Origin of the sequence: Chryseobacterium pyrolae (assembly GCF_025153485.1) — a bacterium.
Classification (GTDB): Bacteria; Bacteroidota; Bacteroidia; order Flavobacteriales; family Weeksellaceae; genus Chryseobacterium; species Chryseobacterium antibioticum.
Genome location: NZ_JANZQH010000001.1, coordinates 381054 through 393581, shown reverse-complemented (window position 1 = coordinate 393581; position 12528 = coordinate 381054). Strand labels below are relative to the sequence as shown.

Sequence of the window (12528 nt, the reverse complement as noted above, 5' to 3'; positions counted from 1 at the left end):
TTTCTTTTCTCTCCTTCTTTGAAGTATAAGGTGTGCGGCATCCAGCATTTTAACCGTATGGATGTAAGGCATAACGATATTCCTTTCCGGTAGATTTTCATAGACGCCTAAATTCCGGACATATCTTCGTAAGTAAGGAAAGCGATGTGGCAGTTTAAATTAATTTTTACTCAAGCAATATCCCTATAATTTCCTCATACAATGCCCGTAACTGCTCCTCTTTTAATGCATCGAAAAGCGTTCCTGCGTTGGTACACAGGACGACGCTGGTATTTTTGGAAGGAAAGTAAAAAGCATAGGCTCCAGCTCCTACACCACTACCCTGGTGACCGATGGCCTGCAGGCCGCCATTAGTTTTATAAAAATATAACCCTAGGCCATATATCGGAGTATTCTGATAACTAACCGTAACCTTCATTTCTTCCAGAGATTCGGGTGAGAGTACCGTTTTGTCATGGAGCAACTTGTAGTAAAATCCAGCTATATCCTGAACGGAAGCAACAATACCATCATCGCCAATGAAGGTACGTACTGTACCCAGCTGCAACTCGCTCACATCGTTAAAAGTGCCGTCTATTTGCAGATAGTTAGCCGTCGTTCCTTCTGGAGCTGTAGTAATTGCCGAGCCCGCTATATAATAGGTGTTGGAAAGTCCAATGGCGTTAATTATTTTGTCTGTAATATACTGTCTATGTCCGTTTGGAGTAACACGATCAATAATTAGAGCCAGCAAGTGATAATTTATATTGCAATACCCAAATGAGGTGCCGGGTTCAAATTTTACGGGCTGATTGTATACATAGCTCAATACCTGTTCGCTCGTCATAGGCAGTGGCCCTGCAACAACATCGTTTAAAAACTGATCGCTATCCAAATAATCAGGAAGACCTGATGTCATCGTAAGCAGTTGCCTTACCGTAATGATATTCCCGTTGGGCAGATGATTACAAATGGCAGGAAGATAGGTGTTTACTTTGGCATCGAGATTAATTTTGCCCTCCTCTTTCAATTTCAGGACAGCCACTGCGGTAAAGGTTTTTGAAATACTCTGCATATAGTGAAGTGCAGAAGCAGCCATCGGCTTTTCATTAATGACTGCGTCTCCTGCAACCAGGGTATAATTCCCTGAAGCTGTCTTTACACTAAGGCTTAAGCCTGGGAAGTTGGACAAAGCTTTATCGAGTTTTTGCTGCACCTGCGCTTTTCTATCAGGTGATGAATTTGAATCGTCATGGCAACATGAAGTGATAAAAATAACAACAGCTAGTAATAAAAACTTTTTCATAACATGTAATTTGAATTATTTACATGCAAAACTCAAATAATTCAAATTAGAAGAGGTTTCAAAAGCTTAAAAGTGCATAAATCGGTACTTATTTGCTGGTATTTTTATATTCGTTTGGAGTATTGCCGGCATTACTAATCTGAATATCAATAGACCTGTGAAAAAAGGGAATCTAATCTAAAAGTCCCTTTTTCGCTCTCAGAAATTTCCTGACTGTGGAGCAGGTTTAAAAGAAATGATTTTATTAGCTAAATTATGCTCAACTTTATTATCCTGAATGGGTATCAGCCATTTTCTTTTCTCTCTTTCTTTGAAGTATAAGGTGTGCGGCATCCAGCATTTTAACCGTATGGATGTAGGGCATAACGATATTCCTTTCCGGTAGATTTTCATAGACGCCCATTGAAAAATAAACAATTCCGGACATAAAATAATCAAATTCTTTGACGCTGTATTCTCTGAATGCTTTTTTGAAAACCAGCAAAGGATTCCGGTATTCCTTCTCCGAAAGCAGGCCAAGAACCCACGGGGAAATATTTTCCTGTTGGGTATCTACCGTCCATTTCCTATCCATAAGCATGATGAGATACCCTGCCCGGATCAACGACCGCATCGACTGGTGAAACTGAAAGATAACCGCCGGATCTTCATTGATCCAGCTATTCCTCTTTACCGCATAATTCATAATGTTGCTGAGCCTTTCTTTGGAAACATCCAGCTCATTGAACTGAAAGAAGGTTTCCATTAGCTGCAACCCGGAGCGCTTCTTACCTGTCCAAAACCGGGGAGCAAAATCTGTTTTTATCTTTTTCATTGTTTGTGCTTTTTCTTGTTGAAATTTTTCTTAACCATTAAGATTTTTTAAGGTTTTAAGAGTTATTAAGAGCTTAGCTAAAGCTATTTTTTAAGCGAAATGCTTTTTCCATCTTTGATGGAGCTTAACTTATCTTATGATCTTTATTCTTCTTAATGGTTTATATTTTTTCATGAGTTTGTATTTTTTTATAAATGTAAGAAAAGAAATCTAATTACGGTCGATCGACCGTAATTTTTTATTATTTAATTATTTCATTTGTTCTATGACAGATATAAACGAAAAAATTTGTTTATACATTACAAAAAATTGGTTGATACCTTGGCTTCAAGAAGGCAAGTCACAAAATTCTTTTGCCAAAAATCATGGTGTAGAAGAAAGTACCATTAGAAAAATTAAAAGTGAAGAAACTTACAGAATACCAGTTGAAACACTTTTTAAAATATGTGAAGCAAGAAAAATTAGTTTATCTGATTTCTTTAAACTTATAAATGAATAATCCTGACGAGAGTTGGGATTATTTTTTGTGATTAAATTTTGGGGAAATTCCGTAGAAATACTGAATTAAAATTTGGAAGTGCTTTTTATTTTTGTCGTTTACGGGAAGCCGTAATCATCTTATATGTTGCATTACTAAATTTGTTAAAAAGTATGATCTTATGAACTATCAAAAATCTCAAATGATCTATTCAGACTATAAATGGTCAGCAAAGGCTGATCACGATAATCCAAAATTTATAGGAGCTCAAGATGCCGCTATGTTAAATAGAGAGGAAGGTTATGAAATGTTATATTTTATAAACAATATGGCTTTAACCTGGAGTTGGAATGACAGTCTAGTTTCACGTCAAAAATTAGAACATATAATTAGAGCTGAAGTGCCAAGCGATATTCGAACGCCTTCAGGAATTAAAAACTGGATAGAACAAAATTATAAGGAAATCTAGCCTTTATTCAATTTTAGACATAATATTAATAAAATCACACTAAATGACTGCATCACAATTATTAGACAATATAATTCTGCATGAAAATGCTTACTTCTATATTAAGGAAACATCAGGATTCCTTTCAAAAAGAATTATAAAAGAAACTTTTTCAGAGGCAGCCACAGATAAACATGGAAGATCTTTATTAGAAATTGTCAAAGAGAAAAAAACACTAAGTAACGGGATTGAAATATTTTACTCTATTTTAGTTTTTAAATATATTAAAAAACCCTCGTTCACAGAGGAATTAATAATAAATTGGGAAGAGGTAAAATTGGCTTACATGTGCATAGTTGATTTTGAAGAACATCTTGTTGTTACTCGACGAAATATTTCAAAAATATCAGATTTCCTTAAGACATTTGAAGTATTGGACTACAATGTTATAACTTCTATATATTCACAAGACAATACTTCTTTTGAAAAATTAAGTATGGATAACATGAACATTTCTGACAGAGCAATTAGGCAAAAAAGTTTAGAATCGCCCGACTTAAAAGAAAATGTATCTAGTTTCGGATTACAAGGATACATTCTTAATACAGTAAGAGTAAGCAACGATGAAGAGAAAATTGCTTTATCTGTAAATTCATCAAGAATTAATCAACTTGGCCCCAAAAATACATTCAATGCTTTCTTAAATTGGTGTAACAAAACTGTAGAAAAAATAAAAAATTATGTACCAAAAACAAATTTTTTATCCTCTTTTGCGACATCAATAGATTACTCAAAACATAAAGATGATCTAACGCCAACGTCAATTCTTATTATACTAAGTAAAATTTATAAAGAATTTGAAGAAAACAAAATTAAAAGATGCTTTTTTAGAATCAAAAAAAGAAATGAGATACTTGAAAGAGAAATTAACTTAATTCCTATTTTAAAGCAATTTGAATATTTGTTAGAAATTGAAGATATAGAAGATGTATACAAAATAAAAAATAATGTTGTTAACGATTTATCTTTATTTTTAAATAATAAATCTATAACTCTTCGTTCAAAAAAACTATCTAAACTTTTTATTGAGTATGAAACAGATCTATGCTATCCTATTCTTTCAGTAATTAATTGGACCAGAAGTTATATAATAACATTTGATAATCCTGAATTCATCTACTGCAATAGAAAACTATTTAAAGATAGTCGTTTACTCGGAAACTTAGACTCTGTTTTAAAGATTTTTAAAGAAGACCCAGAACTTGAGAATGTTACCTCTGAAAAAGGAAAATTCCAAGTTAATTTAACAAATTTCGAAACTAACTCTGTATTTGGGTTTGTTGAAAATACATTTAAAGCAAATTATGAATATTTTATATGTGATGATCTTTCTAAAGAATGGGCAGATCACATAGGGTTAAATGAAGATTCAATAGCATTCTATCATTCCAAATATAAAAATTCAAATTTTTCAGCTTCTGATTTTCAAGATATAATAGGTCAGGCATTAAAAAATTTAGGTAATTTATCTCCCTCTGATGATCAATGGGAAATCAAAGAAAGGCTTTGGAGCAATTTATATAAAAACGATTTCGTAGAAACTCAAATATCTAGGATAAGAACGGGTCAAAGCTCAAATCAAACCATTTCATATTTCAAGACAATAAAGGGCTATCCAAATATAAAAAAGCAAGTTCATATTGTTATAAATTTTATTTCTAAATCTGCTTTAGAAGATAGATTACATAAATTAAAAAATGGAGAATCTTTTCAAGAGAGAAATGAAGTTATACAAATTTTATGGTTTATTTCTTCTCTTATTTCAAGTTGCTTTGAAGCAAATACAGAAGTTTACATACATTGTAAACCGTAGAACGAATCTCCAGTGTGCATTTCACACTATTCATTCTTAGAAAAAATCCACAACAAAAAACAATCAGTTGACCTAGCTATATTCTGTGATTAATTCACTTTTAACTAATAAAAACCACTATCATCTTGATATTTGAAGTCTCCTGACTTTGAATACAATGATCTTATTTTACCACCTTAAAGTTGGAAGACCTTACAAAGCAGAAAGAATAGTAAGCCTTGACTTCGGACTATATATGTTAAATAAAAGCAGTAAAATACAGAAATTACTATTCATCATAAGAGAGCTACTTAGTTTCAATGCAATTCTGGCTTTCAGTTAATTTGTTATTTGTACTTGTATGGAATATTGTTTCAATTTAAATAATTTCCTTAATCATTTATTTCTAAATTTGAAATAATAACCAATTATCAAATGTTCAGAATATGAATTTAAAAGCAACTTTCAGACAGAGAATGGAATATGATATATTTTATCACGAAACACTCAAAATATTTAAACAAGAATTTTTGAAAGATTATGATTATCATACGAAAAGAGAAATAACTTTTATCGAATATTTAGAAATTCTTAAAAAAAATTATTGGGGAATAGTTGACGATTTAGCAGAAATAATAGATTTACATTCAGATAATTTCCGAATTGATAGCTATGATATAACTGATGATAAAAAAGAATTACGAAGAAATCTATTATTTGAATTAAGTAAATATTTTGAATTTTACGAGATACTTCAAAAAGTAACAAATAAAAAATATGAACATTACTTTTTAAACCACAAAGACATGAAAAATGCTGACATTTACTTTATAGAAGAAAACGCCAAGCTATTTTTGGAAGGTGCAATGGATGAAATGATAGGCATTAAAGCTGAAATAGAAAATAAGATTAAAGAATTTGAATTGATATCCATTTTCATAAATGCTAATAAATCGTCAAAAATATTAAACCCAAATAAAATACTAATTAAAGGAAGCTTACAATCTATTGGTTTTTTATTTTCCGAACTAATTGATAAAGGTTTTATTGAAGCTCCAAAAAGAAACGGAAAAGATAATACCAGCGCTATATCTAGGATGATTTTAGACCATTTTGAATTTATAGATAAAGAAGAGCAGCCAAAGCCTGAAGATATACGCAAAACTCTTTTTACAGAAAATAAACTTTCAATCGAAAAACAAAATCAATTCAAAATTCCTCAAAGTAAAATCATCAATACAGATTAAAGAATTAACAATCTAGTTTACAAACGATTATTATATTTTCTGGATAAACTGGATAATGGTTTGGATAACACTCATACTCGATAATAATTAATCTTTGCAATATCAATTAACAAATATTGCAAATGAGTACAATTAAAACTATTGAAAAAAGCCAGACAAAATTTAATGAAGAAATCTTAACAAATTCTCATCAAGAATACCGAAGCAACAGTATTTTCAAAGATACTTCTGAAATACAAATCATTGCAGCTTTTTACTTAATTTTCAAAATGTTTCGAAAAATAAAAATGAATTTTGACATCAATTTGAGAATTTCTGGGAGAAACAAAAAGTAAGCAAATTTACTTATTTACTAGCTCAAAGTCGGAAGCAGAGCACCATATTTTAAAAATGATTATTAACAATCATTTCTCTTTATGACTTATATCCTATTTTTGTAAAAAAACTAATGGACAAATTAAGTTTTCTGGAAGTTATTGCTGCGATGGCTGTTTTTGTATCGCTGCTGCTTGCCGTATTTTTATTAACGGTAAAAACAGAAAGAAAACTGGAAAACAGGTTATTTGCAGCGTTCCTTATCATTAATGCCATTGATATCAGCGGAATTTTTATGCATCTTTTTGTGGATAGTTATAATCTGAAAGCTTTCAAAATATCCGCTTACTTATTGGTCATGCCTCTTTTCTATCTGTATGTAAATGCCGTCTGTTATTCTGATTTCACCTTAAAAAGAAAGCATTTACTGCATCTTATTCCTTTTATCGTTGCCAATTTAATGTTGGTTCCAAGACTTTTTCTGGCAGAAGGTGCTGCAAAAGAAGATTTCTTTACAACGATGTGGAATTCTCCTGAAATGTTTGTGTATCAACTCATCGGGGAACTGCAGTTTTTCTTTTATATCGTTGGCGTATTCATGATCCTCAAAAGATATAAGAAGATTTATCTTGAAAACTACACCAATCCCAACACTTTGTTATACCAATGGCTGTTTCAGCTTACCCTCATTTTCTTATTCATCCATGTATGTATTATTTTTAAAAATATCATACGGTATACCGCATACAACGATCTGTTTATTTGGCTGCATATTCTGGCAGGAACTTCCTTTTTATTGGCTGCCTGTTGGTTTATATTAAAGGCATTAAATTATCCAGAGCTTTTTCGCAGAATTGATTCTACCTTACAACCGACAAAAGATTTTACCGAAACGCTGGAAGCTGAAAATACAACCGATGAAACAAAAAGTTTTCAGATCGAACAGCTTAAAAAATTCATGGTTGAAAAAGAACCTTTCCTGGAACCTTCGTTAACGATTCAGGAGTTGGCAGATCAGGTGAATATTCCTGTTCGTGAGTTGTCTGTATTAATTAACCATCACCTCAATCAGCACTTTTTTGATTTCGTGAATGAATACCGCGTTAAAAAAGCAATGACTATTCTAAAAGATCCCACGAAAAAAGAATATACGGTGTTAGAAATTTTATATGAGGTGGGTTTCAATTCAAAATCTTCTTTTCATACTTCATTTAAAAAATACACGAACACAACGCCAACAGCGTTCAGAAATAGCTGACAATTAAATCATTGTAAATAATCGAACTTTGGTTTGCAGATAATCGGACTCATTTTAATCCAAAAAATGAGTCCGACTTTTTTATACGGACTTTTTTCAAGATTCTCTACAGCATATTTGCATCAGATTATGAATATCAAATTAAAATTCTGACCATGAAATATGTAACCCCTATTTTATTTTTTGCCTTACTTGGGTGTAAAAGTGTCCATCCAACCCATACCCAAAATGTTGAACATGCGATTACAAAAAATGCTCTTCAGTTATTAGAGGACAAAAGATTTCATTCTGTTTCCATTGTAGTGCTTAAAGATGGAAAATCCACCATAAAACATTTTGGAGAATTAACGATTGGAAAAGGAAACAAACCCAACGATTCTACCCTTTATGAATTAGCTTCTGTAACCAAAACTTTTACAGGTTATATTGCCGCTAAAGCCGTACTTGATCAGAAAATAAATTTAGATGATGATATCAGAATCTATCTTAACGAACCTTATCCCAATTTAGCATTTAAAGGTGAACCTATAAGAATCAAACACCTCATCACCCATACCAGTGGATTTCCTAATTTCCCTATAAAAAGCGAAAATAAAAAGGCTTTTTTTGAAGGACTAAAACTCATCACCATTGAAACGAAGCCTGGAGAAAAATATTCCTACTCAAACACGGCTCCGGAGCTGACCGCCTATATCCTTGAAAAAGTGTATCAAAAATCTTTTGAGGAATTAGTCATTGAATTTATTTTGAAACCTAATACAATGAATCAAACCAAGTTTACACTCAATGAAAATGATAGAAAAAGATTGGTAAAAGGCTATAATGATAAAAACGAGATAATGCCCAACTTCAACAGAACTTTATGGGGTGGAATCTCAGGATTGCATTCTACGACTACGGATTTAGTGAAATATATGAAATTGCAACTTGACCCATCAAATCTTATTGTCAACGAATCTCATAAAAAATTATACAAAGAAGGCTCTGATTTTTGGGAAGGTTATCATTGGTACATCATAGAAAAGGATCATCAATTAATGTACAGGCATCACGGAGGCATCTACGGAATGCAGAATTGGTTTGTAATTTATCCTAAAGAAAATATAGGAATATCCATATTGACAAACACCAGCTTTAATGAAACAGCAGAAATTTTGGAAAAAGTAGTTGATCAATTGTATGAGGACATCAAAGCAAACTAAAGATCAACTATGCTAACTTCGATTGTCTCGAATGCTTAAAATTATATTGCAAAAAGTTTAACCAACAAGAAAATTATCTTATAAAAATGAGCTTTGTAGTTCTTGCATAATTTGGCTCAAACGAACCAAATCATCGATAAAGGTGTTTGAAGACATGCTCGTCTTGGTCACTAAATTCTAAAAGAGAATTTTATAAATCATTAAAATACAAATAATTAAAAATTCTATTTTTTCTTTTTGTATCCGTTTTTGTATCCGAATTTTCAAAACACACTTTTTAAAAGCTATTTGAACTAATTAAATCTATCTGAATTTAAAGCATACAAGCCATTTACTCTACCTAAAATAATTGCTATTTTAATCTTAATTTGTGCCATTTCTGGAATCTTCCCTCGTATTAAATTTCATAGTTGAAAATTTCCATAAAAGGAAAAAATGTTGCAGAAATAGTAAAAAATATTACCTTTGAGCAGCAGCAGATTAAAATGAACAATGGTCATGAATTCATCAGTAAATTAATTGAAAAGGTTGGTTCTGGAAATAAATTGGAGTTTAATTTTTTAAGGCTGGCAATACCTGCAGACCCTTCTTTTTAGGAAATAGTCAAAAAAGCAAATCATTATAATTCAATGTTATATATTATCAAAAGAGGTTAATTTATAAAAAAATACTTTTAGCTATTGCCGACAGTCGAAAGATTACCATGTCTTCCTGTATATTTCATGTTAGAATTAATTCAAATGACGTCCTAAATAAAAGGGAATGATAAAAAAATGTTTTTTATTTTTAATAAACTATATGAAGAGACTGAAAACAAATTTAACTCCCCAGTATAAGTTGACTGCAGTTTTATTTATTATATTGTATTGCATCTCAACAGGAAATTTATTGTCTCAGCAAAAAAAAGAAATGCAACTTCTATTATATAATGCACAACAAGTCTTGTATTCTAATCCTGAACAATCTTTAAAGTTTGCTCAACATATTGCAAAAAATTCTAAATCGTCAAAGGAAATTATACAAAGCTATTTGCTTATTTCAAAGAGTTATCTTATTGAAGGTAAATATGGTCAAGCAATAGAAGCATCTGAAAATGCAAAACGTATAGCAGAGGAATCAAATGACGATAGTTTACATGTAAGTTCATTATCGTTGCTGTCAGAAATTATGAATTTTTTAAACATAACTGACCTTTCTACAAAATATAATGATGAGGCTAAGCAAATAATAAAACGGAATTCTAAACTTCATAAAGAATTTAAAGAAATAGAGATTTCTGAGATCATAAAAAAAGACCCGAAACTTTCTCCTGAAATGGATTTGGCATTTGCAAAAATCACCAAGGGAACATTATTTACCCAAATAGCAAAAAGGTATTTAGAAAGATCTGATTATGATATGGCTTTTTTTTATTTCTCCAAAAGTATGGAGAATCTTGAAAAAAAGACTAATATGGATTACTGGGAAATGCTAACTTTCATCGATTATAGTGACTATTTCTTCAATAATAAACAATATGAAACGGCAGTTGAGGTCCTGTATAAAGCCGTTGAAAAGCAAAAAAAGATTAATAATCCCTTTTACGAAAAAGAGATTAATGAAAAATTAATGAAAAGCTTTATCGCTCTAAAAGACAGTAAAAAATCTCAGGAATATTATCAAAAACTGAATATTGCAGAAGTAAATACTGAATCTCAACTTAGTTTAGCTAATGAATGGGTTGTAAATAATTATGAAAACAAAAAAAATAACATTGTACATCTTAAAGAAAGAAAACAAAAAAATATTATATACATATCACTTACTTTTTTACTGATTATAGTAGTGGTGGTAGTTATATTTCAAAGGAGCTATAATTTAAAAATAAAGAATAAAAAAGACTTAATTCACTTTTTTGAAATAATGGATCAGTCTAATCATCAGGAACAAAAAAACAAATCCTTAAAGCCTATTTCAGTTTCTTTGGAAACCGAAAAAAACATACTTACCGGATTAGACAAATTTGAAAAAAGCAATAAATTTCTGAATGATAATATGTCTCTTCCACTTTTGGCATCCCAACTAAACACCAATACAAAATACCTCTCGAAAATATTAAGTGATCATAAGCAGAAAAATTTTAATTTCTACGTCAACGAATTAAGAATCAACTATATTATTAATAAATTGAAAACAGATCCTCAATATCTTAATTTTAAGGTAAGCTATTTAGCTGAAGAATGCGGATTTGCTTCACATAACAGTTTTACTTTTGCTTTTAAAAAGCATATTGGTATGTCACCGATAACTTTTATAGATTTTATTAAAGAAGATAAAAAGAACAATGCTCACAGACTATAGAAAATATTACTTATTGTTATGTATTCTCAGTATTAATTTATTTGGACAGGAAAATCCGGATAGTCTTTTGAGTGCAGTTCGATTAAAGCTTTCAAGTAATCCGGATAAGGTGATTGAAGTGGCAGAAAAAGTTCTGGATTTAGATAATATAAATAATGAAACTGAAATTGACGCTCTTTTCTCCCTGGCCAATGCATATACCGCGAAAAGAAATTATAAGAAAGCTTTACAATATGGTTTGCAGGGCAAAAAAATTGCAGAAGAAAATCATTATATAAATCATCAAATAAGGGCTTTAAACATTATTATTCTGCAATATTATCAGTTAAAAATGTATGATAAGGCTCTTTCATATTTAGATATAGCTGATGGTTTGGTACAGTCCTACCCGCATAAGGATTCCATAAGAGGATTAATAGGAAACAATTATGCTTTGCGAGGGATGATTTATAATTATCAATTTAATAATGAATTGGCCATTAAATTTCTTAAAAAATCAGTAGCTGAATATCAAACTGACCCCAAAAACCAATATATGATTGCAAATCAATGTGTTGCGATGCAAAACATTGGATCTTGTTATTTAAATCAAAATAAAATAGACTCTGCACAGATCATCTTTTCTGAAGCAATAACATTAGGAAAGAAAATAAGCAATAATAATGCATTAGGATATGCATATTTGGGGCTAGGACAAGCAAATATTCTTACATCAAAAACTACAGAAGCTGAATATAATCTTAACAATGCTCTATTACTTTCAAAAGAATTGCGTGATCCCTTTTTAGAAAGAGATTTATACAAATGGGTATCCTATAACAGCATTGCTAAAAATGATTGGGGCAGATACCAAGAGTATTTAAAAATGAGCAGAGCTGCCAATAATAAAATACAGAAATTTGAAAAAGATTTTATGAATGATATAATCCGTGTATCTGATAAAAGATATACAGAGAAAATAGAGGCCAACTCGCTAAGCTTTTTTTATAAAATTTCTATCATACTTATCTTACATATTCTTGCTATCTATTATCTTATTTTTATGATAAAGAAGAAAAAAAACATCATAAAATCACATCAGTCGGCAATAGATGATCATTTGAAAAAAAACGCCAATAAAAGCAATTAAACCACTACAATTCAACCGATTAAACATTATCGTTTTTCCTGAATTTCCATATCTATTCACTTTCATTTACCCTTAATATCCCTTTACATTTGTCCATAATTTAATTGAAGGACAGTGTTTAGGGATATTTCAATTTTGTTCCAAATTTTCGAAATTTTGA

The 12528-nt window shown here is 30.7% G+C and carries 11 protein-coding genes; 9 read left to right on the top strand and 2 right to left on the bottom strand.

Going from position 1 to position 12528, the window contains the following annotated elements:
* Positions 1–166: 166 nt before the first annotated feature.
* Positions 167–1195, bottom strand: coding sequence for a serine hydrolase domain-containing protein (locus tag NZD88_RS01725; RefSeq protein WP_259826932.1), 1029 nt, complete (start codon positions 1193–1195; stop codon positions 167–169).
* A 358-nt stretch (positions 1196–1553) separates the two neighbouring features.
* Positions 1554–2099, bottom strand: a complete 546-nt coding sequence (locus tag NZD88_RS01720; RefSeq protein WP_259826930.1) for a hypothetical protein — start codon at positions 2097–2099, stop codon at positions 1554–1556.
* 265 nt (positions 2100–2364) lie between these two features.
* Here NZD88_RS01720 and NZD88_RS01715 point away from each other — a divergent pair, with 265 nt between their 5' ends.
* The 9 genes from NZD88_RS01715 (at position 2365) to NZD88_RS01675 (ending at position 12368) form a co-directional block, all read left to right on the top strand.
* Complete coding sequence (locus NZD88_RS01715; protein WP_259826928.1) at positions 2365–2598, top strand: helix-turn-helix domain-containing protein; 234 nt, start codon at positions 2365–2367, stop codon at positions 2596–2598.
* 160 nt (positions 2599–2758) lie between these two features.
* On the top strand, positions 2759–3046 hold the full coding sequence (locus NZD88_RS01710; RefSeq protein ID WP_259826927.1) for a hypothetical protein: 288 nt from the start codon (positions 2759–2761) through the stop codon (positions 3044–3046).
* 43 nt (positions 3047–3089) lie between these two features.
* Positions 3090–4898 (top strand): hypothetical protein, encoded by a 1809-nt coding sequence (locus NZD88_RS01705; protein WP_259826926.1) that lies wholly within the window; start codon positions 3090–3092, stop codon positions 4896–4898.
* A gap of 425 nt (positions 4899–5323) precedes the next feature.
* Positions 5324–6124: a hypothetical protein gene (locus NZD88_RS01700; RefSeq protein ID WP_259826925.1), complete on the top strand. Its 801-nt coding sequence runs from the start codon at positions 5324–5326 to the stop codon at positions 6122–6124.
* 448 nt (positions 6125–6572) lie between these two features.
* Positions 6573–7697: a helix-turn-helix domain-containing protein gene (locus NZD88_RS01695; protein WP_259826924.1), complete on the top strand. Its 1125-nt coding sequence runs from the start codon at positions 6573–6575 to the stop codon at positions 7695–7697.
* 155 nt (positions 7698–7852) lie between these two features.
* Entirely contained in the window at positions 7853–8899 is a 1047-nt protein-coding gene (locus tag NZD88_RS01690; RefSeq protein ID WP_259826923.1) for a serine hydrolase domain-containing protein, read from the top strand.
* Between the two features lie 410 nt (positions 8900–9309).
* On the top strand, positions 9310–9495 hold the full coding sequence (locus NZD88_RS01685) for a hypothetical protein (RefSeq protein WP_259826921.1): 186 nt from the start codon (positions 9310–9312) through the stop codon (positions 9493–9495).
* 202 nt (positions 9496–9697) lie between these two features.
* Positions 9698–11239, top strand: coding sequence for a helix-turn-helix domain-containing protein (locus tag NZD88_RS01680; protein ID WP_259826920.1), 1542 nt, complete (start codon positions 9698–9700; stop codon positions 11237–11239).
* Entirely contained in the window at positions 11223–12368 is a 1146-nt protein-coding gene (locus tag NZD88_RS01675) for a tetratricopeptide repeat protein (RefSeq protein ID WP_259826918.1), read from the top strand. The genes NZD88_RS01680 and NZD88_RS01675 overlap by 17 nt, the downstream gene beginning before the upstream one ends.
* Positions 12369–12528: the final 160 nt, after the last annotated feature.